This window comes from Afipia sp. GW821-FHT14H12 (assembly GCF_058803465.1).
On the sequence record NZ_JBXAOZ010000001.1, the window covers coordinates 931,197 to 952,254 of the forward strand.

The 21,058-nt window shown below is 63.7% G+C and carries 22 protein-coding genes; 13 read left to right on the plus strand and 9 right to left on the minus strand.

Translation table 11 applies throughout. The features are described 5' to 3' along the window. Positions 1-4 precede the first annotated feature (4 nt). Positions 5-889, plus strand: a complete 885-nt coding sequence (gene folD, locus AC1RNA_RS04615; RefSeq protein WP_492950409.1) for a bifunctional methylenetetrahydrofolate dehydrogenase/methenyltetrahydrofolate cyclohydrolase FolD — start codon at positions 5-7, stop codon at positions 887-889. Positions 890-912: 23 nt separating this feature from the next. On the opposite strand, the gene ppa is transcribed toward folD, so the two are convergent. Both ppa and AC1RNA_RS04625 read right to left on the minus strand, forming a co-directional pair. Continuing rightward, on the minus strand, positions 913-1,449 hold the full coding sequence (gene ppa, locus AC1RNA_RS04620; RefSeq protein WP_009338488.1) for an inorganic diphosphatase: 537 nt from the start codon (positions 1,447-1,449) through the stop codon (positions 913-915). A gap of 87 nt (positions 1,450-1,536) precedes the next feature. Next, the gene (locus AC1RNA_RS04625) at positions 1,537-2,046 is read right to left on the minus strand and encodes a GNAT family N-acetyltransferase (RefSeq protein ID WP_009338487.1); all 510 of its coding nucleotides are present in this window, start codon (positions 2,044-2,046) and stop codon (positions 1,537-1,539) included. A 186-nt stretch (positions 2,047-2,232) separates the two neighbouring features. On the opposite strand from AC1RNA_RS04625, the gene AC1RNA_RS04630 reads away from it, so the two are divergent. Further along, positions 2,233-3,096: an alpha/beta hydrolase family protein gene (locus AC1RNA_RS04630; protein WP_009338486.1), complete on the plus strand. Its 864-nt coding sequence runs from the start codon at positions 2,233-2,235 to the stop codon at positions 3,094-3,096. On the opposite strand, the gene AC1RNA_RS04635 is transcribed toward AC1RNA_RS04630, so the two are convergent. The 3 genes from AC1RNA_RS04635 to AC1RNA_RS04645 form a co-directional block, all read right to left on the minus strand. Next, positions 3,071-4,321: a flavin monoamine oxidase family protein gene (locus tag AC1RNA_RS04635; RefSeq protein WP_009338485.1), complete on the minus strand. Its 1,251-nt coding sequence runs from the start codon at positions 4,319-4,321 to the stop codon at positions 3,071-3,073. The genes AC1RNA_RS04630 and AC1RNA_RS04635 overlap by 26 nt on opposite strands. A 93-nt stretch (positions 4,322-4,414) precedes the next feature. Next, on the minus strand, positions 4,415-6,238 hold the full coding sequence (typA, locus tag AC1RNA_RS04640; protein ID WP_009338484.1) for a translational GTPase TypA: 1,824 nt from the start codon (positions 6,236-6,238) through the stop codon (positions 4,415-4,417). A gap of 169 nt (positions 6,239-6,407) precedes the next feature. Beyond that, on the minus strand, positions 6,408-7,733 hold the full coding sequence (locus tag AC1RNA_RS04645) for a TAXI family TRAP transporter solute-binding subunit (RefSeq protein WP_009338483.1): 1,326 nt from the start codon (positions 7,731-7,733) through the stop codon (positions 6,408-6,410). A gap of 256 nt (positions 7,734-7,989) precedes the next feature. Between AC1RNA_RS04645 and AC1RNA_RS04650 the strand changes: the two genes are divergently transcribed. The 8 genes from AC1RNA_RS04650 (at position 7,990) to argG (ending at position 15,111) form a co-directional block, all read left to right on the plus strand. Next, positions 7,990-8,292 (plus strand): 4a-hydroxytetrahydrobiopterin dehydratase, encoded by a 303-nt coding sequence (locus AC1RNA_RS04650; protein WP_009338482.1) that lies wholly within the window; start codon positions 7,990-7,992, stop codon positions 8,290-8,292. 83 nt (positions 8,293-8,375) lie between these two features. Beyond that, positions 8,376-8,753, plus strand: coding sequence for a YkvA family protein (locus tag AC1RNA_RS04655; RefSeq protein ID WP_040298127.1), 378 nt, complete (start codon positions 8,376-8,378; stop codon positions 8,751-8,753). A gap of 141 nt (positions 8,754-8,894) precedes the next feature. Further along, positions 8,895-9,533, plus strand: a complete 639-nt coding sequence (locus tag AC1RNA_RS04660; protein WP_009338480.1) for an invasion associated locus B family protein — start codon at positions 8,895-8,897, stop codon at positions 9,531-9,533. A 134-nt stretch (positions 9,534-9,667) separates the two neighbouring features. Continuing rightward, positions 9,668-10,879, plus strand: coding sequence for a dual-specificity RNA methyltransferase RlmN (gene rlmN, locus AC1RNA_RS04665; RefSeq protein WP_009338479.1), 1,212 nt, complete (start codon positions 9,668-9,670; stop codon positions 10,877-10,879). 6 nt (positions 10,880-10,885) lie between these two features. Continuing rightward, the gene (locus tag AC1RNA_RS04670) at positions 10,886-11,368 is read left to right on the plus strand and encodes a hypothetical protein (protein ID WP_009338478.1); all 483 of its coding nucleotides are present in this window, start codon (positions 10,886-10,888) and stop codon (positions 11,366-11,368) included. Continuing rightward, positions 11,365-12,147, plus strand: coding sequence for a phosphatase PAP2 family protein (locus AC1RNA_RS04675; RefSeq protein ID WP_009338477.1), 783 nt, complete (start codon positions 11,365-11,367; stop codon positions 12,145-12,147). The genes AC1RNA_RS04670 and AC1RNA_RS04675 overlap by 4 nt, the downstream gene beginning before the upstream one ends. Then, entirely contained in the window at positions 12,144-13,643 is a 1,500-nt protein-coding gene (locus AC1RNA_RS04680) for an ArnT family glycosyltransferase (protein ID WP_009338476.1), read from the plus strand. The genes AC1RNA_RS04675 and AC1RNA_RS04680 overlap by 4 nt, the downstream gene beginning before the upstream one ends. A gap of 130 nt (positions 13,644-13,773) precedes the next feature. Then, positions 13,774-15,111: an argininosuccinate synthase gene (argG, locus tag AC1RNA_RS04685; protein WP_009338474.1), complete on the plus strand. Its 1,338-nt coding sequence runs from the start codon at positions 13,774-13,776 to the stop codon at positions 15,109-15,111. Positions 15,112-15,172: 61 nt separating this feature from the next. Here the strand turns inward: argG and AC1RNA_RS04690 are convergent, their stop codons facing one another. From AC1RNA_RS04690 to AC1RNA_RS04700, 3 genes are all read right to left on the minus strand, one after another. After that, positions 15,173-15,958 carry a class I SAM-dependent methyltransferase gene (locus AC1RNA_RS04690; protein WP_492950410.1) on the minus strand — a complete coding sequence of 262 codons (786 nt, stop codon included), beginning with the start codon at positions 15,956-15,958 and terminating at the stop codon, positions 15,173-15,175. 107 nt (positions 15,959-16,065) lie between these two features. After that, positions 16,066-17,850, minus strand: a complete 1,785-nt coding sequence (locus AC1RNA_RS04695; RefSeq protein WP_492950411.1) for an OmpA family protein — start codon at positions 17,848-17,850, stop codon at positions 16,066-16,068. A 228-nt stretch (positions 17,851-18,078) separates the two neighbouring features. Continuing rightward, complete coding sequence (locus tag AC1RNA_RS04700) at positions 18,079-18,318, minus strand: hypothetical protein (RefSeq protein ID WP_492950412.1); 240 nt, start codon at positions 18,316-18,318, stop codon at positions 18,079-18,081. Positions 18,319-18,445: 127 nt separating this feature from the next. Between AC1RNA_RS04700 and AC1RNA_RS04705 the strand changes: the two genes are divergently transcribed. Beyond that, positions 18,446-18,823, plus strand: coding sequence for an MAPEG family protein (locus tag AC1RNA_RS04705; protein ID WP_048758020.1), 378 nt, complete (start codon positions 18,446-18,448; stop codon positions 18,821-18,823). Positions 18,824-18,832: 9 nt separating this feature from the next. Here AC1RNA_RS04705 and AC1RNA_RS04710 read toward each other — a convergent pair whose 3' ends face one another. Next, a complete protein-coding gene (locus AC1RNA_RS04710) occupies positions 18,833-19,309 on the minus strand; it encodes a MarR family winged helix-turn-helix transcriptional regulator (RefSeq protein ID WP_492950413.1) in 477 nt (158 codons plus the stop codon). Between the two features lie 154 nt (positions 19,310-19,463). Here AC1RNA_RS04710 and AC1RNA_RS04715 point away from each other — a divergent pair, with 154 nt between their 5' ends. Together AC1RNA_RS04715 and AC1RNA_RS04720 are read left to right on the plus strand one after the other, a co-directional pair. Next, entirely contained in the window at positions 19,464-19,898 is a 435-nt protein-coding gene (locus AC1RNA_RS04715) for an organic hydroperoxide resistance protein (RefSeq protein ID WP_009338461.1), read from the plus strand. Positions 19,899-19,981: 83 nt separating this feature from the next. Beyond that, positions 19,982-21,034: an alpha/beta fold hydrolase gene (locus AC1RNA_RS04720; protein WP_492950414.1), complete on the plus strand. Its 1,053-nt coding sequence runs from the start codon at positions 19,982-19,984 to the stop codon at positions 21,032-21,034. Positions 21,035-21,058 lie beyond the last annotated feature (24 nt).

A 21,058-nucleotide genomic window follows, 5' to 3' on the forward strand; every position in this document is an offset into this window, starting at 1 on the left:
ATCGATGCCGGCCAGTGTGATCGACGGAAAGGTGATTGCGGCGAAGCTGCGCGAGGACGTGGCGGCGGAAGTGGCGCAGCTGAAGCGCTATCACAATCTCACGCCCGGTCTCGCCGTGGTGTTGATCGGCAACGATCCGGCAAGCGAGGTCTATGTCGGCAGCAAGACCAAACAGACCCACGCTGCCGGGATGAACTCGTTCGAGCACAAATTGTCCGCCGACACGCCGCAGGCCGATGTGCTGGCGCTGATCGACAAACTCAACCGCGATCCAAGTGTTCACGGCATCCTGGTGCAGTTGCCATTGCCCAAGGGGCTGGACGCCAACACCATCGTCAATGCCATCGATCCGGCGAAGGACGTGGATGGATTGCACCCGGTCAATGCCGGGCGGCTCGCGAGCGGGCTCTCGGCGCTGACGCCGTGCACGCCGCTCGGCTGCATCATTCTCGCCAAGACCGTACATGCCTCGCTCGAAGGCATGAACGCCATCGTGCTCGGCCGCTCCAATCTCGTGGGTCGTCCCTTGGTGCAGTTGCTGCTCAATGAAAACGCGACGGTGACCATTGCGCATTCGCGCACCCGCGATCTGCCCGCGTTGTGCCGCCAGGCCGATCTGGTGTTCGCCGCCGTTGGGCGTCCGGAAATGGTGAAGCGCGACTGGATCAAGCCGGGCGCGACGGTGATCGATGTCGGCATCAATCGGCTGCCGGGCGAAGGCGGCAAGAGTCGTCTTGTGGGTGACGTCGCCTATGCCGAGGCGATGGAGGTGGCGGGCGCGGTGACGCCGGTGCCGGGTGGCGTCGGCCAGATGACGGTGGCGTGCCTCTTGGTCAACACCGTGCGCGCGGCCTCCGCTATCCACAAGCTGCCGAAGCCTGCGGTCTGACCGCAGGCTTCACATAGTTTCTTTTACTTCTTCTCGTTCTTGGCGCGGGCAATGCCTTCGAGAATGAGCTTCTGCGCTTCTTCCGCGCCGCCCCAGCGCACGATCTTCACCCATTTGCCGGGCTCGAGATCCTTGTAGTGTTCGAAGAAGTGCTGGATCTGCTCCAGCGTGATTTCCGGCAGATCGCTGTAGGTCTTGATGCGATTGTAGCGCTTGGTCAGCCTCGGTACCGGCACCGCGACAATCTTCTCGTCGCCACCAGCCTCGTCTTCCATCAAGAGCACGCCGACGGGGCGTACCGCCATCACCGCGCCCGGCACGATGGCGCGGGTGTTGGTGATGATCACGTCGCACGGATCGCCATCCTCGGACAGCGTGTGCGGGATGAAGCCGTAATTGCCGGGGTAGCGCATCGCGGTGTGCAGGAAGCGATCGACCACCAGCGTGCCTGCGGTTTTGTCGAGTTCGTATTTGATCGGCTCGCCGCCGATCGGAACTTCGATGATGACATTGACTTCGTGCGGCGGGTTGGCACCCACCGAAATGGCGTCGATATTCATGGATAACCTTGGATTAGGAATAAAGGCCGCGAACGGCGCAGCCGATGGGCGCTGTTTAGTCGTTTTTGCGGGCGAGGGAAATGGCGCTCAGTTGCCCCAGGCGAAGGCCACCTTGTCGAGCGCCTTGGCGCCGAACTGTTCCGAGGAACGCGCCACCATGCGGCCGCCGAGGCTCTGGTAGAAGCCGACCGCCGGATCGTTGTCCGACAGCGCCCAGATCACCATGCTTTTCAGCCCGCTCTGGGTCAGGTCGCGCTTGGCAGCGGAGAACAGGCGGCGGCCGAAGCCCAGCCCCTGAAATTCCGGGCGCAGGTACAATTCGTAGATTTCGCCGTCGAAATGCAGGCTGCGGGCACGGTTGCGGCCATAATTCGCATAGCCCGCGATCTTGTCGCCGAACGACAGCACGCTGACGCGGCTGCCCTTGCGGATGGCGCCGTTCCACCATTGCGGGCCGCGCCGGTTGATGAGCTTTTCCAGTTCCGCGCCGGGAATAATGCCCTGATAGGCCGAGCGCCACGCCTCGTCATGGGTGGCAGCAATCTCGGCCGCGTCAGCCGTCCGGGCTGGCCGGACTTCGATCAGGATCGTGCTCATAAGATAATCAAAGCAACTCGCCGGGCGCTCGACAAGGTCTATCGTTAATTATCGGTTAACATGTGGGGTTTTTGCACCACGCCCCCGTGACGTGTCTCGAAACAGGACACTGTTGCCGGTGAAGCGATTGGACCGGCGGCTTGGCGCGCCGCGCCGCAAATCCGATAGTGCGGCAGGGCGGAGCGCATGATCACACGGGCGGTATTGCTTGCAGGTCTGACGGTGGCGGCGGTTGCGGCAAACGCGCAGACGCCCGCATTCGGCCCATCCGGGCCTGAAGGCGAGCCTGCACGGCGGCAGGAGTGGCGCGTGCCGACGCCAGACGCCTCAATCGCCTCGCATGCGCTGCTGCTTCGCCCGCAAGGCGAAGGACCATTCCCTGTCGCGGTCATCGCGCATGCGTCGGTCGAGAACGAAATCCAGCGCGCACGGATGCAGCAGCCGGACTATGTGCATCTCGCTTTGGCATTGGTGGCGCGCGGCTTCGCGGTGCTGGTGCCGCAGCGGCCCGGCCATGGCGCAACCGGTGGTCCCTATCTCGAAGGCCAGGGCGGCTGCGATGCACCGGACTATCTTCGTGCCGCGCAGGCCGCGGGCCGCGAGATCGGCATGGCGCTGGATTTTCTGCGCACGCAATCCTTCGCGCGAAAAAATGGCGCCGTGATCGTGGGGCATTCAGCCGGTGGTTTCGGCGCGCTGGCGCTGGCGCAACGCGATCCGCGCGAGATTGCCACGATCGTCGCATTCGCGCCGGGCCGTGGCGGACATGCGCATGGCCGACCTAACGAAGTCTGCGCACCGGACAAGCTGATCGCGGCAAGCAAGGCGCTCGGGCAAAACGCGCGCGTGCCGGTGACGTGGCTGGTGGCGGAGAACGATTCCTATTTTTCACCAGCGCTGTCGAAGCGCATGGCGGATGCGTTTCGCACAGGCGGCGATCGCGTGACGTTCAGGATTCTGCCGCCGCATGCGCGCGAAGGGCATTGGCTTGCGGAGAGCGGAAGCACGGCGCTGCTCGCTTCGATCATCGCGAACGCAATAAAGCGATAGCCGTCATCACTTCCTTCGCCGCGCGAAAGCCGCTTTCCAGCGCGCCGTGGGCGGTGGAGAAGAAATTCGGCGAGGTGGCTTCGCCCGCGAAGAACAATCGCCCATCGACAGGTGCCGCCAGCACGGCGCGGTCGCCCGCATGTCCGGGCAGCGCGTGCGAATAGGAGCCGCGCGCGAATTCGTCATGCGCCCAGCGCGACGATGCCAGCGGCGTCAGCTTCTTGCGAAAATCATTGCCGAGCAGGCCCGCGATCTCGTCGATTGCCGCCTGCGCCAGCGCGCCGTCGCCAGCATCCTCAAGCTCGCGCGCGTAAGCGCCGCCGAAATAGCCCTCGATGCACGCCATGCCCTGCGGCCGCAGATGATAGGCGCCGGTTTTCACAGTGCCGCTGCGTCCGCGCAGGTTGCCGTCGGCGGGCAGATCATCCGGCGTCGCCAGCGCCAGCATGACCTTGTCGGCGAGCCCGAGCGGCAGCCCGGCAGCGGCATTCACCTTGTCGGGCAGCGCGGGCGTGAAGCGGATTTTTTCCTGCGCCAGGAGATCGGTCGAGACCGTGATGATCACCTTGTCGGTGGTGAGCGTGCCGCGCGAAGTGTGCAGTATGATACGCGGGCCTGAATGATCGATCAGCGTCACGCGCGTGCCGAGCGCGAGATTGCAGACCGCGCCATAGGCCGCGATCAGCGCGCCGTAACCCTTGGCCACACGCCAGTTGATCTCGGTATCCTCATACGCCGCCATGTCGTGGATCGAGACCTGATCGAGTTCGCAGCCGTTGATGTAGGTCGACACCGCATCGATCTGTGCGTTCCAGCGATTGCCGGGAATGAGGACATCGCTCGCCGGACGGTCGGATTTGTCGGCGGCATCTTCTGCGCGCTCGAAGAAATCGTTCATCGCAGCAATGAAGTCCTCGCGCTCCGCGCGCGGGAAACCGGCGTCGAAGGTCTGCTGCTGCCATGGCGGGCGATGTCTGTTGATGGCGAAACCGAGTTTCTCCGCGATCGCCACGAACGGGTTCTTGTCGGCGGAATGCAGCCAGCCGCATCCGACATCGAAGATCACATTGTTGGGGAGAGAAATGGTCTGCGAGCGCCCGCCGATCCGGTCCCTCGCTTCCAGAACAAGTGTCGATTGGCCGGAGCCTTGCAACGCATGCGCCGCGCCAAGCCCGGCCGCACCTGCGCCGATGATCGCGACATCGATATGAGAGGGAAGTGACATGGGGCGGAACCGGTGAGATGCCCTGGACGTATGAGACGAAAATGCCCGGCACAAGGCCGGGCACTTCAGGAATATTCGCAGTGAGGAAGGCGATCAGCTCGCGAGAGCTTCCTTCTGCTTCTCGGCGCGCTTGCGCTCGTTCGGGTCGAGGTGGCGCTTGCGCAGCCGGATCGACTTCGGCGTGATCTCCACCAGTTCGTCGTCCTCGATATAGGACAGCGCCTTTTCCAGCGTCATCTTGATCGGCGGCGTGAGGCGCACGGCCTCGTCCTTCGAGGTGGTGCGGATGTTGGTGAGCTGCTTGCCCTTGAGCACGTTGATCTCGAGATCGTTCTCGCGCGTGTGTTCGCCGACGATCATGCCCTTGTAGACCTTCCAGCCGGGCTCGATCATCATCGGGCCGCGATCTTCCAGCTTGAACATCGCGTAGGCCACGGCTTCGCCCTGCTCGTTGGAGATCAGCACGCCATTGCGGCGGCCCTGGATATCGCCCTTGTAAGGCAGGTAGTTGTGGAACAGGCGGTTCATGATCGCGGTGCCACGGGTGTCGGTCAGAAGCTCGCTCTGGTAGCCGATCAGGCCGCGGGTCGGCGCGTAGAACACCAGCCGCAAACGATTGCCGCCGGAGGGCCGCATCTCGATCAGCTCGGCCTTCCGCTCGCTCATCTTCTGCACGACGACGCCGGAGAATTCCTCGTCGACGTCGATGACGACTTCTTCGACCGGCTCCAGCAACTGACCGTTCTCATCCTTGGTCAGCACCACGCGCGGGCGCGAGACGGAAAGCTCAAATCCTTCGCGGCGCATGTTCTCGATCAGAATGGCGAGCTGCAATTCGCCACGGCCGGACACTTCCATCGAATCCTTGTCGGCAGCCTCGACGACGCGCAGCGCGACGTTGCCTTCGGCCTCGCGCAACAGGCGGTCACGGATCAGGCGGCTCGTGACCTTGTCGCCTTCGGTGCCCGCCAGCGGCGAGTTGTTGACCATGAAGGTCATCGACACGGTCGGCGGATCGATCGGCTGCGCCTGGATCGGCATCTCTACGGTCGGATCACAGAAGGTGTCGGCGACAGTGCCCTTGGACAGACCCGCGATGGCAACGATGTCGCCGGCTTCGGCGAGCTCAACCGGCTGGCGCTCGAGGCCACGGAACGCGAGAATTTTTGAGATGCGGCCGGTTTCCACCGTCTTGCCGTCGCGCGACAGCACCTTGACGTTCTGGTTCGGCTTCACCGAACCCGACGCGATGCGGCCGGTGATGATGCGGCCGAGATAGGGGTTGGCTTCGAGAATGGTGCCGAGCAGGCGGAACGGGCCTTCCTCAACCACCGGCGGCGCGACATGTTTGATGACCAGTTCGAACAACGGCTTCATGCCCTTGTCGTTCTCGGTTTCGCTGTTGCCCATCCAGCCGTGCTTGCCCGAGCCGTACAGGATCGGGAAGTCGAGCTGCTCGTCGGTGGCATCGAGCGCTGCGAACAGGTCGAACACCTCGTTGAGCACTTCGGTGACGCGCGCGTCAGGACGATCCACCTTGTTGATGGCGACGATCGGCTTGAGGCCAAGCTTGAGCGCCTTGCCGACCACGAACTTGGTCTGCGGCATCGGACCCTCGGCGGCGTCGACCAGCACGATGACGCCGTCGACCATCGAGAGGATGCGCTCAACCTCGCCGCCGAAATCGGCGTGGCCGGGGGTGTCGACGATGTTGATCTGGGTCTCGCCCCAATGCACCGATGTGCACTTGGCAAGAATGGTGATGCCACGCTCGCGCTCGATGTCGTTGGAGTCCATGGCGCGCTCGACCTGCCGCTGATTCTCGCGGTAGGTGCCGGATTGCTGCAGCAGCTTGTCCACCAGTGTGGTCTTGCCATGGTCGACGTGCGCGATGATCGCGATATTACGCAGGTTCATAAATCATCCTGGGGCCGCCTTGGCGGCGTTCAATCGGGCGGCCAAATCGCGGCCCGAAAAAGCGGTGCCCGGCTCTGTCGAACCGGGCACGCGTTGCGGCGCAATATAGTCAGGAATCGCTCAATAACAACGAATAATTCGCCAAAACTGGCGGGTATGCGAAAAATGCTTAAGCGACCTGGATGGGGGGTGCGGAACGTGGCCCCCGGGGCTTTTCCGGTAGGTTGATCAGGAACATCTTCCGGTCCGCGACCGCATTATGGAACTGTTCCAGCGCGATGCTGAAGGCCGTGAGCGAGCCCTCCTCGATGGCCCCGTCCTCGAAGCAATGCAGCGTTTCCCGCATGATGGTGTCAGCCTCGGCCTGCATGGCATCGAGTTCCTCGACCGAATTGCTGGTCCGTGCGGCAGTGAGCATTTCAAGGAGCCGTTCGCGCAGGCCCGAATTGGTGATGCGCTCATCCCTGCGCAGATAGCCGCCGAACCAGGCGATGACCGAGCCCATCACCGAGAGCAGCATGATGCCGCCCCACATGTAGTCGCTGTACTTGTCGAGGAAGCTCTTTTCCTCGCCGTCCACGAAGGCGGCGGCACCCGGATGCGCGGGAATGGCGGCATCCTTGTCGGTGTCGGGAGTTTCGATCTTGGCCGATTGCGGGAATTCGTTGATGACGGCCTGCCGCGCGCCGAACAATTGGCGGGCGAATGTGGCGATCGTGGTATCGGGCAGCGAGCGCCGCGCCATGAAGTGATGGCCGACGGTGATGGTGCTTACGGTGTCGTCGGGCCGCGGCGGCGCGGCGTTGAAGGTGCCCGCGGGAATTTCACCGGAATCGTAGGCGGCGAATTTCTGCGCGATCGCATCCGCCGTCTCGAGCGACAGGAAGCGCGGCTCGGCCCCGGCGCGCGATGTCGCCGCGATGGCCTCGGCGGTGATGCGGCTGTTGAGCGGGCCCACCGCCATGTAGGCGTCGAGCTTGCTGTTACGCAGGGCCTCGGAAATGCCGGCGGTCGCGAACTGGGTGACGTTCACCGATTCCGGGGAGACCCCGGACTGATCGAGAATGACGTTGAGTAAATTGATGTTGGCCTTGGTGCGCCCGATCACGCCGATCTTCTTGCCGACGAGCTGCTTGATGCTGGTGATCTTCGGTTTCTTCGAGCTGCCGCCCGGCACCCAGATCACCGCGAAATTCTTGCGCAGGAACGCGACAGCGCCAGCGTTCTTCGGCAGATCGACATCGGCGCGCACGATGGCAAGATCGGTTTTGCCTTGCGCGAGATCGGCCGCGCTTTGCGCGGCACCCTCTGTGATGACCGGCCGCAGGCGGATGTGGGCATGGTCGCGCGCGAACGCCTGGCTGAGCGCCTGAACCACCTTGACGTCGTCGCTGCTCTGGGGTCCGACCGCGATGCGCAATGTAATTGGCCGCAGCACGTAATAGGTGATGCCGCCCGCAAGCGCGAAGAACGCGAGCACGGCGGCGATCGCCATCAGGACTCCGCGCATGCGCCTGCGTGTCCGCGAGGAGGAGACTCCCTGCGGCTGCAACGTCGGCCGTGCCAGCAGATTGTCCTTTACCATGCTCCACCAGGGGGTCGCCGCCCGGGGCTAGGCGTCGAGGACCGTGGACATTATCGTACCAGAGATTGAGGCGGAATACGGCCGGAACCGGGATGTTGGTTAAGTCACGGAACCACCGGGACCACCCCGGGTTCACCGGATGCGGGACAGTCAAGGAGACGTAGGAATGGGCGGTTTGCTCTCGGAGGCGGCACGGAAAGATGCGCTGGCAGGTTTAAGCGGCTGGAGCGAGGCCGCGGACGGCAAGGCGCTGAACCGCACCTTTACGTTCCGCGACTTCAACGAGGCGTTCGGCTTCATGGCCCGCGCGGCGCTGGCTGCGGAGAAAAGCGACCACCATCCCGATTGGCGGAATGTCTACAAAACTGTCGAGGTCAGCCTTTCCACCCATGATGCCGGGGGTGTCACCGCGCGCGACGTCGCGCTCGCCAAGACCATGAACGAGATCGCAATGAGGCTCGGCGTGTGAGGAGCACCGTGCATTGGCGGCTTGCCGCGCCCGCCGCGCATTCCCATCTAACGGATGCGGATGAAGGAGCCGCGGACGTCACCATGGCCCGATCGGAACAGAGCATCGAGTTCGACACCAACGCGCTGGTGAGCAATCCCGAGCGGTTGCGCGAGAGCTTCTGGAAGAAGCTCAAGCGGGTGGCGGCGCAACTGCCTTTCGCCGAAGAATTGCTGGCGGCCTATTATTGTGCGTTCGACCGGGAGACCCCGCGTCATGTGCAGGTGGCGCTGTTAGGGGCCATCGCCTATTTCGTGCTGCCGTTCGATTTCATGCCGGACATGCTTCCGGTGCTCGGTTTTACCGACGATGCGGCCGTGCTCGCGACCGCGATCAGGCTGGTTTCGGGCCATATCACCTCCGAACACCGGCAAGCCGCGCGCGCCGCGCTGGGGCGTGGCGTTGAGGATACACAGCCTTAAGTTTTTCAGCCCCAAAAGCGGCACATTGCTGCGGTTTGGCTGATCGGCGGAATCAGTGCAAACTGCGGGCAATCTTCGCCGATTCCCGTTTTCGACAAGGCCGGGCGGCGCTTTCGCGAAGCCCGATCAAAGAGGTTCTTCATGATGTTGCGGATGCTGGCACCTGTGACCGCGGTCGCGCTCATTGGATGGATGGCCGTGCCTGTTTCGGTGCAGGCCCAGACTCCCAAGACTCAATCGTCCAAGTCTCATTCGTCCAAAGCCAAGCCGGCTGCAAAATCCAGCAAGTCGAAATCGACTGCGAAACCTGCGGCGGCGCATGCCGGTGGCGCAGAACCGACGCTGGTCGGCCAGTATGCGACCTGGGGCGCTTATGTCGCGACACCGAACGGCAAGAAGGTCTGCTTCGCCCTGGCGAAACCCTCGTCCTCGAAAACCAACCCGCCGAACCGGCCGCGCGATCCCGGCTACGCCTTCGTCTCAACCCGCCCCGCCGAGAAGGTGACGAACGAGGTGTCGATCATGATCGGCTACCAGATCAAGCCGGGGTCTGATTCCACGCTCAATATCGGCAACGCGCATTACGCGATGTACGCGCAGGGCGACGGCCTGTGGATCAAGAATGCCGCCGAGGAAGACCGGCTGATCGACGCGATGCGCAAGGGCGCGGACGCGACGGTGAAAGCGACCTCCTCCAGGGGCACCGAGACCACTGACGTGTTCTCGCTGAAGGGACTGTCCCAGGCGCTCGACAAGGTCGCGCAGGAATGCCGGAAATAGGCCGGTTCCCGGGGCCTCCTCCGTCCGGAGGGCGCGGATTTTTGATGTCTCCGGCTAAGAATCTTTAAGCCTGGAGCCTGAATCGCCCCGGCTGCGGCTTTCCTCGGCTGCGTGAAAAGCCTATTTGAAGCGCCATGAACCCGACGACGCCCGCCCTCGCGCGCACCGACGCGCCTTTGGAAAAGACCGCGCTTGAAGTCTATGTCGCGCCCGACAGGCCCTCGCTGATCGGCCTGTCGCGGGCGGAGCTGATGGCGTGTCTGGGCGAACTCGGCGTGCCCGAGAAGCAGCGCAAGATGCGCGCGCAGCAGCTCTGGCACTGGATGTATGTGCGCGGCGCGCAGACCTTCGCCGACATGACCAACGTGTCGAAGGACATGCGCACGCAACTCGAAGCACGCTTCACGGTGGACCGGCCGGAAGTCGTCGCCGAACAGATTTCCAATGATGGCACCCGCAAGTGGCTGCTGCGCCTGCCGGGCGACGGCGTCGGCCGCGCCCATGAAGTCGAGTGCGTCTACATTCCTGAAACCGACCGCGGCACGTTGTGCGTGTCCTCGCAGGTCGGCTGCACGCTGAACTGCTCGTTCTGCCACACCGGCACGCAGCGGCTGGTGCGCAACCTCACCGCCGGAGAAATCGTCGGTCAGGTGATGGTGGCGCGCGACCGCCTGAACGACTGGGTTGATCGCGAGACGCCGAACGGCAACCGCCTCGTCACCAACGTGGTGATGATGGGCATGGGCGAACCTTTGTACAATTTCGATGCGGTGCGCGACGCGCTCAACATCGTGATGGACAATGAAGGCATTGCGCTGTCGCGCCGCCGCATCACGCTCTCCACGTCCGGCGTGGTGCCGAACATCGGGCGGATGGGCGAGGAGACCGGCGTGATGCTGGCGATCTCGCTGCATGCGGTGCGCGATGAACTGCGCAACGAGCTGGTGCCGCTGAACAAGAAATATCCGCTGGCGCAATTGCTCGATGCCTGCCGCAACTATCCCGGTGCGTCGAACTCGCGCCGCATCACGTTCGAATATGTGATGCTGAAGGGCGTCAACGATTCGCTCGACGATGCGAAACTGCTGGTGAAGCTGCTCAAGGGCATCCCGGCCAAGATCAATCTCATTCCGTTCAATCCATGGCCCGGCAGCAAGTACGAATGCTCGGACTGGGAGCAGATCGAGAAATTTTCCGAATACGTCTTCAACGCCGGCTATTCCTCGCCGGTGCGCACGCCGCGCGGGCGCGATATTCTCGCGGCCTGCGGGCAGTTGAAATCGGAGACGGAGAAATTGTCGGTGCGCGAGCGCGACGCGCTGCGTGCCATGGCGATGACGGACTAACCCTCCATGGCCCTGATCGGACGGCTGTTCGCGACCTTCTTTGGTTTCCTTGCGGCCTGCTTCGTCGCGGGAGCGGTGGTGGTGTATGCGCTGCTGTTTCCCGAAATGGATTTGCAGACGCTCGATATCGACAGCGGCACGGTGAACGTGATTTTCGGGATCGGCTTCATGCTGATCAGCGGCTTTGCATTGCTGCCCGCGCTGATCGCGGTGCTCGTCACCGAGGCGTTCTCGATCCGCCATATCCTCGCTTATGCGATCTTCGGCGCGCTCGCGGGGCTTGGCTGCTACCTCGCCTTCATCCCGTTCGACACCGTGACGATGACGTTCGAGGGCATCGTACGGCGTCACGCCGAAGTGATGGTGGGCGCGGGCATTCTTGGCGGCGTGGTCTACTGGCTGATCGCGGGCCGCAATGCCGGAGCATGGCGGGAGCGCCCATCGCCATCCTTCCCCCCTTCAACGCGGTCTGATAGTCAGGCGCGATGAACAGGACGGGCCTTCTGATTGCTCTCGCCGTCGGTGCCGTTGTGGGCGCCGTATTCGGCATATTTCCCCAACTCGATCTGAAGATCGCGTCGCTGTTCTATGATCCCGTGACCCGGCGTTTCCCGATGCAGGCTTCGCATGTGGCCGGCATTGTGCGCGACGCGGCGATGTGGGTGACTTGGGCGTTTGCGCTGCCTGCGCTGGTTTCGCTGGCGCTGAAGATCGTGTGGCCGCGCCGCCGGATGTTGATTTCTCCGCGTGTCACCCTGTTTCTGTCGCTCTCTATCATTCTCACCGCAGGGATCATCTCGAACGCCGGATTCAAGACCTATTGGGGGCGTCCTCGCCCGGTGGCGACGGCCGAGTTCGGTGGGCCATGGCAATTCAAGGCGTGGTGGGATCCGCGCGGCCAATGCCCGCGCAACTGCTCGTTCTATTCGGGCGAAGCGACGACAGCGTTCTGGACCTACGCGCCTGCCGCGCTGGCGCCGCCGCAATGGCGGCCGCTCGCTTATGTCGCCGCCACGATCTTCGGTCTTGTGACTGGCGTTCTGCGCATGTCCTTCGGCGGCCATTATTTCACCGACGTGATCTTCGGCGGGGTGATGGCATTCCTGATCGTGTGGGTGATGCACGGCTTCTACTATCGCTGGCGCACGCAGCAGAGCGATGAGGAGATCGACGCCCGCCTCACGCGCTGGTTTCTGCCGGGCTTCAATGCCGTCAGCGCGCTGTTCAGGCGGCTTCGGGACCGTTCTTCCCGAAAGACCAGCGCATGAGCGTTGCTGCTCAAACGGAGGTTCGCGGCAGGTGGGTTGAACTGTTCGCGGCTTTCGTCGTGGTGCTGACCATTGTCCGCCTCATCGGCCTGCACTTTTCTGTCGTGGATCTGTTCTTCGACGAGTCGCAATACTGGGCGTGGGCGCAGGCCCCGGACTTCGGTTATTTCTCCAAGCCGCCGCTGCTTGCGTGGATCATCGGCGCGTCGCAGGCGGTGTGCGGAGCATCGGAAGCCTGCATCCGCGCGCCGGCGCCGCTGCTGCACGGCGCCACGGCATTTCTGGTTTATGCGACCGCACAAAGGCTGTTCAGCGCCCGCGCCGCCTTCTGGTCGGGACTGATCTACCTGCTTGCGCCCGGCGTCGTGTTTTCGACGCGGATCATCTCCACCGACGTGCCGCTGCTGTTCTGCTGGGCGCTGGCGCTTCTGGCCTTCGTCGAATTGCGCCGCGCGCCGCGCTGGAGCTGGGCTGTCGTGCTCGGCCTCGCGATCGGTTTCGGCATGCTGGCGAAATACGCGATGATCTATTTTGTCGCCTGCGCCGTGCTGGCCGCGATGATGGACGAAGACTCCCGACGGCTGTGGCGCACGCCGCAGCTCTGGGCCGCGCTGGCGATCGCCGTCGTGGTGCTGTCACCCAACCTGATGTGGAATGCGGCGAACGGCTTCGTCACCTTCAAGCACACCGGCGACAATGCCCGTGGTCACGGTCTGGTATTCAGTCTTCCGCAGGTTGCCGAGTTTGTCGCCAGCCAGTTCGTCGTCATGGGCTTCATCACCTTCGGCGTATTCCTCGCGCTGCTGGTGCGTCCGCGCCATTATATGCGTGATGCCGACATGCGGATGCTGATGGCGTTTTCGCTGCCGCCGGTTGCGATCATCGCGGTGGTGGCTTTTCTCACCCATGCCAATGCCAACTGGGCCGCGCCATCGGCCATCGCCATGACCATTCTGGCAACCGCCATTCTGGTGGCGGAGGAGCGCCGCCGCTGGCTGATGGCAAGTGTCGTCATTGGGCTCGTGGTGCAGGCCGTGCTGCTGACCGGCGATCATATCGCCGACCGCGTCACGATTCCCGGCATCCGCAACGGTGACGTTTACGCCCGCACCATGGGGTGGCATCGTCTTGGTGACGATGTTGCCGTCACCGCCAAGGCTCATGGCGCACATGGCATCGCGGCCGACACGCGTGATCTCGTCTCGTCGCTGATCTATTACACGCGCGACAGCGGGCTGCCGGTTTTCGCATGGCCGCCGTCGATCGTGCCGAGTCATGAGTTCGATATTTCCCGGCCGTTGAAGGCGACGTCGCCGGCGCCGATCCTGTTCGTCACGGAATGTCCGCTGCCGGCCCGGCTCACTGCGCAGTTCGGCAGCGTCACCTCTCTCGGGCCGGTGACGATGGTGCGGGGGCCGACCTCGCGGCGGAGCTTCTCGCTGTTTCTGCTGGATCAGCCGAAGGGGGCGCTTGGGCCACTCGCTGGCTGCGGCTAGGCGACCACGCTGGCCGGGACGACGAAAATGAGCCTTTTCGGGGCCTCCCAATCTTTCTATAGAAAGCCGGTCTAATCCGAGCGCGGTCCAGCGCCTCAGCCACTCAACGAAACGGCCCGAAGGAAGTCCCATGAGCACGATTCTGAAAAACCTCCCCAAGGGAGAAAATGTCGGCATCGCGTTCTCGGGCGGGCTCGATACCAGCGCGGCGCTGCTCTGGATGAAGCAGAAGGGCGCGCGCGTGTTCGCCTACACCGCCAATCTTGGCCAGCCCGACGAGGCTGATTACGATGCGATTCCGCGCAAGGCGATGGAGTTCGGCGCCGAGAAGGCTCGCCTCGTGGATTGCCGCACGCAACTGGTTCACGAAGGCATCGCCGCCATTCAGTCGGGTGCCTTCCATGTCTCGACCGGCGGCATCGCCTATTTCAACACCACGCCGCTTGGCCGCGCCGTGACCGGTACGATGCTGGTCTCCGCCATGAAGGAGGACGGCGTCAACATCTGGGGCGACGGCTCGACCTACAAGGGCAACGACATCGAGCGGTTCTACCGCTATGGCCTGCTGACCAATCCGAATCTGCGCATCTACAAACCCTGGCTCGATCAGCAGTTCATCGACGAACTGGGTGGTCGCGCGGAAATGTCCGCGTTCATGACCGCGCATGGTTTCGCCTACAAGATGAGCGCCGAGAAGGCGTATTCGACCGACAGCAATCTCCTCGGCGCGACGCATGAGGCCAAGGATCTCGAACACCTCGACAGCGGCATCAAGATCGTCAACCCGATCATGGGCGTGCCGTTCTGGCGTGACGACTGCGACGTGAAGGCTGAAAAGGTTTCGGTGCGCTTTGTGGAAGGCCAGCCCGTTGCGCTGAACGGCAAGACCTTCGCCGATCCCGTCGCTCTGTTCCTCGAGGCCAATGCCATCGGCGGGCGCCATGGCCTCGGCATGAGCGACCAGATCGAGAACCGGATCATCGAGGCGAAGAGCCGCGGCATCTATGAAGCGCCCGGCATGGCGCTCTTGCACATTGCCTATGAGCGCCTCGTCACCGGCATTCACAACGAAGACACCATCGAGCAATACCGGATCAGCGGCATGCGGCTTGGCCGCTTGCTCTATCAGGGACGCTGGTTCGACTCGCAGGCGTTGATGCTGCGCGAGACCGCGCAGCGCTGGGTGGCGCGCGCGATCACCGGCGAGGTGACGCTCGAGTTGCGTCGCGGCAACGACTACTCGATCTTGAACACCGAGAGCCCCAACCTGACCTATGCGCCGGAGCGGCTCAGCATGGAGAAGGTCGAGGACGCGCCGTTCACGCCGGGCGACCGCATCGGTCAGCTGACCATGCGCAACCTCGATATCTCCGATACGCGCGGCAAGCTGGATCTCTATACCAAGACAGGCTTGCTCTCGGCCGGGCAGGGCTCCCACATCCCCAAGCTCGGCAGCGACAAAAACTGAAAAGAAATCCTCGGTGTCGTCCCGCGAAGGCGGGAATGACTCGTAAGTGAGCGTTGCCGCGCTAGCCCGTCTTGTCCGCCCAGTAGACGACCGTGTCGTAGGGAACGGTCACGCTGTCCTTGCCTGCAAGCTCAGGTGTTGACGCGATCAGGGCACGAATGGCTGCCGCAACCTTGGCTTCCTCGTCGGGAGGCAGTGCTGCGATGAAACTCGTCGAGCGGAAGCGGTTGACGATCACATCCTCCGGCGCGCCGGTATGGCCCGGATGAGGAAAGCGGTTTGCATGCAGCGGTCCGAATCCGTCACATGGAAACACCGAGTTCAGGGTCTTCGCGGTGAAGCGTGGCGTATCTCCCTGATAGGGCGCGAGGATGTCCCTCAACTGGGCGACCCACGGCACGGACTCGTCGCGCCTGTTCCAGACGAGCGCGAGTTTGCCCCGTGGTTTCAGCACGCGATGGAATTCGGCGAGCGTCGCCTTGGTGGCGAACCAGTGAAACGATTGCGCGCAGGTCAGCGCATCGACTGAATTGTCGGGCAGCGGAATTGCGGTGGCGATGCCTTCGAGGACTTCGATCCCGGGCAACCGCTTGGCAAGCTGTTCGCGCATCTGCTTCACCGGCTCCACAGCAATGACGTGCGCACCGGTCTCAACGAGATAGCGGGTGAACTTGCCGGTGCCTGCGCCGATATCCACGGCGGTCTTACCGGCCTCGATGCCGAGGTGCTGCTGTAGCCAGCCCACAATCTCGGGCGGATAATCGGGGCGGCTTTGCGCGTACATCTCGGCTTTGGAGGTGTAGCCCTTGGCGGCGGCGTGGTGGATCGGTCCGGCAATATCGTTCATCGCAAGCTCCTGTCGGCCGCATCATGCGCCCGATCCGCCGGATGAGGCCAGATGCAAAAACGGCCGGGAGAATGTCCCGGCCGTTGTCATGTCGATGATGCCTCGCCTCAGCGCGGGGCCGCGTTGGCCTCGCCGCCGTTGAGCAGCGGCGTGATGTTGCGCACCGTGACGCGGCGATTACGGCGTTCGGGCCCGTCGGACGGGACCTTCAGGTACTGCTCGCCGTAACCCTGCGAGGTGAGATTCTCCGCAGGCACGCCGAACTGCTGCGTGAGCAACTCCGCGGCGGATTCCGCGCGGCGATCCGACAGCGACAGGTTGTCGACGTCATTGCCGACCGCGTCGGTGTGGCCCTCGATCAGGAACACCGTCTGCGGGTTGTGCTGGATGGCGCGGTTCATGCCGTCGGCGATGACCTGCAGTTTTGCGGCCTGATCCGGCGAGATGTCCCACGATCCGGTCTCGAAATTGATGGTGTCGAGATCGATCGACGGCATGCGCTGGCGCACCGATGGGCTGTAGCGGATTTCATCGAGCGAGTAGGGCCGCTCGATGCGCTCCACTGGCGGTGCGGTCAGCGTGTCGTAGATCAGGTCCGGCGGCGCGCCGTCGGCTTCGACGATGTAGCGATCCTGCGGAATGTGCAGCACGGGCGGCGGCAGCGAGACGAAGTAGCCGCCGATAGCGCCTGCCACCATGCCAGCCGCGAGGCCAGCCCCGAAACCGGGGCCGCCGTGACGCCGGTTGTCGATGATGACAACCTCGCGTCCGTCCGGTCCGCGGCGGCTGCGGCGCAGCAGGCTACCACGCTCATCATTGATGGTGATGATCTGCGAGCCGTCAGGCCGCACGACGACAGTGCGGGTGTCGTTGCCCTGCCGGTCGACACGCACATCACGCGCGCCGTAGCGGAAGCGATCGACATCGTTATGCCGCACGAAGGATTGCCCGTTCGGATCGCGCACGATCACGCGGCCCGGTTCGGTGATGATCGTGCGGCCGCCTTCGGTGCGCTCCTGGCGCTTGCTGCGGAAGTCTTCGATCCGTCCGCGCTGCGTCGTCGCATCTCGCGCCGGCAGTGGAGTCGTGGCCGCAGCCGGTGCAGCCGGCAGCGGTGCCGCGATCGGAGCTTTTGCCGGAGCCGCCGGTGTCCCTGCCGGAAGGCCGGGCGGTGGGCCACGCCGTTCGCTGCGTTGTCCATTGGCGCCGGGTGCGGGTGCTGCGTTGGGCGCAGCATTCGGCGCGGGCGGGGTGCCGTTCGGCAATGGATGTCCGCCGGGCGGCGTCTGAATCGCATTGGGACGCGCGTTCGGAGGTGCTGCCGGAGTTGGCGCGGCGTTCGGGGCCGGAGTGGGTGTCGCCGGTGCACGCTGCGGAGTTACATCGCGAACGCTGGGCGCGACCGGCGGGGCGTTCGGCGCGCGCGGGGCTTCGCCGCGTGGCGCAGGCGCCTGTTGTGGAGCAGGTGGTTGTTGCGGGCGTGGAGCCTCACCCCGATGCGGCGGTTGAGGCGCAGCCGCGGGCGGAGTTGGCCGCGCGGGTGCGCCGGGCGGATGCGCTTGCGGCGGCGGCGCGGCATGGGGAGCGGGTGGAGGCGTCGCGGGACGGGCCGCAGGTGCCTGCGGTGCCGCTGGCGGATGCGGAGGTGCGGCCTTCGGAGCCTGAGGCGGCACAGCCCTGGGCGGAGGTGGCGGTGCGGCTTTCGGCGGCGCAGGAGGCGCCGGCCGTGGCGCGACATGCGGCGGGGCCTTCGGTGGCGTCTTGCCTTCCGGAGCCTTCTGCTGATCGGGAGCGGCCTGCGCCATCAGAAATGATGGCGATGGTTCGGCATGAGCGAATTGCGACATGGAAAATGCGGAGGTCGCGAGCAGTATCAATCTCAGCTTGTTCATATCCACCCTTTGATGGTTGTCCGTCAGCAAGGTTCATCGACGTCACGAGACGTCATGCACGATGGATCGATAATGGTGAGGCGGCAATGTGGCGAGACGCGCGGTGAAATGAATTATTGTCATGCCGCGCGATGATATTGCGAAATATCGCGCGCGGAAATGAAGGGCTGTTCATCGGGATGAATTGCTCCTGAACCGAATGCGATACATCGCGCCGTTTCGCTTGCGTCAGTCGTGCAGCGGTTCTGGCGGCAACGGTGAAGGCGGTCCACGCAGCGGCTCTTCGCTCGGGGTGTCGCCGGGCAATTCCTGAGGGGTCTGCGGCGAATCCGGTTCGTGCACCGGCGGGGGGATGTCCGGCTGAGGATTGGCGGGGGGCATCTCGCGCGGCGGCTCTGTCGGCGTGCCCGGTGTTGCGGGTGGCACTTCCGGGGGATCGCCCTGCGGTGTTTGCGGTGTCGGCGCCATTCGGTTTCCTTCGTGTCGGATGAAAGCAACGAACGCCTTTGCCGCATGTTCCGTGCGTGCTGCCGGCGATGCAGTTGACTTTGCGCCTCTGCGCCGACGAAATGCGGCTCTCAAGGGGGAGACAACGATGCCGCTGGCCTATTGGTGCGTTCTGGTTGCCGCGCTGCTGCCGCTGTTCTGGGCGGGATATGCGAAGGCGGGCGGCACTGTCGATAATCACTGTCCGCGCGAATCGACCGGCGATCTGCCGCCGAAACATCGGCGCGCTTATGCCGCCCACTACAATGCCTACGAGAATCTTCCGTTCTTCGCGGCGGCCGTCATCATCGCGGTGACGCAAGGGGCGGCGATCTCGACCGTTAACATGCTCGCGGTGATGTACGTGGCGCTGCGCGTGGTGCACGGCATTCTGTACGTCATCAACCAATCGACCGCGCGCTCGATCGTTTATGGTCTGGCGCTGCTCGCCAACATCGTGATTTTCGTCTTGCCCGTGTTCAAGTAGCGGGGTGTCTCACGCCCGCTGGTTCTTCGCCGCCCTGGCGAGGTTGTTGCGGAGCGCGACGATTCCCTTTTGCAGGTGCCGGAAGTCCTCGGGCGACAGGCCGGTCTCCTTGACGAGGTTCATGCACAGACCTTTCTCCCGCAGGCGGCGGCCCGCCTCGGTGAGATGCACGATGACCTGGCGCTCGTCGGCGGGATCGCGCTTGCGCTGCAGATAGCTCAGCTCCTCGAGCTTTTTGAGGATCGGCGTCAGCGTGTTGGATTCGAGAAACAGTTTTTCGCCGAGCCCGCCCACGGTCTGGTTGTCCTGCTCCCACAGCGCGACGATGGCGATGTACTGCGTGTAGGTAAGGCCGAGCTTTTCCAGAATCGGTTTGTAGGCCCGCCCGAACGCGAGATTGGCCGAATAGACCGCGAAGCACATGAAATCCTCGAGCCGTGGTGTCGGCGCGGCAGGAGTTGTAGCGGGGGCGGTCTTTGCGGTCATGGCGGCGGGCTCCTCACCCGGATGTGATCTCTCGGGCAGTATATATATCGGTTCCGATTAAATCGGAAGGCTTGACACCTCGGTTGGTTGGTTTATTTAGATCGCATCCGATTAGATCGGTAATGATTAAAAAACGACCGCAAAGGACCTCGCCATGACTTCCTCTCAGACCGCCAGCCAGATCGAAAAAGTGCTCTACACCGCCAAGACCCACGCCACGGGAGGCCGCGACGGGGCTGCCCGTTCCTCCGACGGCCGCCTGGAGGTGAAGCTGTCGCCTCCCGGCTCGAACGGCCAGGGTACCAATCCGGAGCAGTTGTTCGCTGCGGGCTGGTCGGCCTGCTTCATCGGCGCGATGGGCCGCGCCGCCAGCGCGCAGAAGGTCAAGCTTCCTGCGGATACGGCGGTCGATGCCGAGGTCGATCTCGGAACGGTGGGCGACGGTTTCCAGCTTCAGGCCCGCCTCAGTGTCAGCCTGCCGGGCCTCGATCGCGAGGTCGCCGAAGCGGTGGTGAGTGCCGCGCACCAGATATGCCCGTACTCGAAACTGTCACGCGGCAACATCAATGTTGAGCTGACCGTGCTCTGAATCGTTGAAGGCTGCTCCGCGCCGCATCACTGGCGCGGAGCAGGCCGCGAGCTTCCCTCACACTGAAATTCCGGAAAGCAGCCATGTCCGATCTCATCAATGCGAACCGACGCAACTTCCTCCAGATCGCCTCGACCGGCGCCGCCGCGTTGACCGCAGAGGGATTTGGATTGCTCCAGCCCGCCCGTGCGCAGAGCGCATCCGCCTCGCGCGCCATTGCTTCCCCGAACAATGCAGCCACTCTCGCTCCGATCCGGCAGATCAAGGCCGGCGTTCTCGACATCGGCTATTACGAAGCCGGTCCTGCGAACGGCCCCGTGGTGCTTCTGTTGCACGGCTGGCCCTACGACATTCACAGCTTCATCGAGGTGGCGCCCTTGCTGACCGCGAAGGGTTACCGCGTCATCGTTCCGCATGCGCGCGGTTACGGCACGACGCAATTCCTCTCAAGCGACACGATGCGCAACGGCCAGCCGGCCGCGCTCGCGGTGGATGCGATCGCACTGATGGACGCGCTCAAGATCGAGAAGGCGCTGGTCGCGGGTTACGATTGGGGTGGACGCACGGCGGGCATTCTCGCCGCCCTCTGGCCCGAGCGCGTCAAGGCGCTGGTCGCCGTGTCGGGGTACCTGATCGGCAGCCGTGCGGCGAACGCAAAGCCGCTGCCGCCGAAAGCCGAACTGGCGTGGTGGTATCAGTTCTATTTCGCGACCGAGCGTGGCCAACTCGGCTACTCGCAGTACACCCATGAATTTGCAAAACTGATCTGGCAGTTGGCTTCGCCGCAATGGAAATTCGATGACGCGACCTTCGCGCGCAGCGCAAAGTCGCTCGACACTCCCGATCATGTCGCGATCTCGATCCACAATTATCGCTGGCGGCTTGGTCTGGCCGAAGGCGAATCGAAGTACGACGCCATCGAGGATCGCCTCGCGCAACTCCCGACCGTCAGTGTGCCGACGATCACGATGGAAGGCGACGCCAACGGCGCACCGCATCCCGCGCCGGAATCCTATGCGAAGAAATTCACCGGCAAGTATCAGCATCGGCTGATCACTGGCGGCATCGGCCACAACCTGCCGCAGGAAGCGCCGCAGGCGTTCGCGCAGGCGGTGATCGACGTCGACAAGTTCTGATGTGAGCCGCAACCGGTCCTGAAA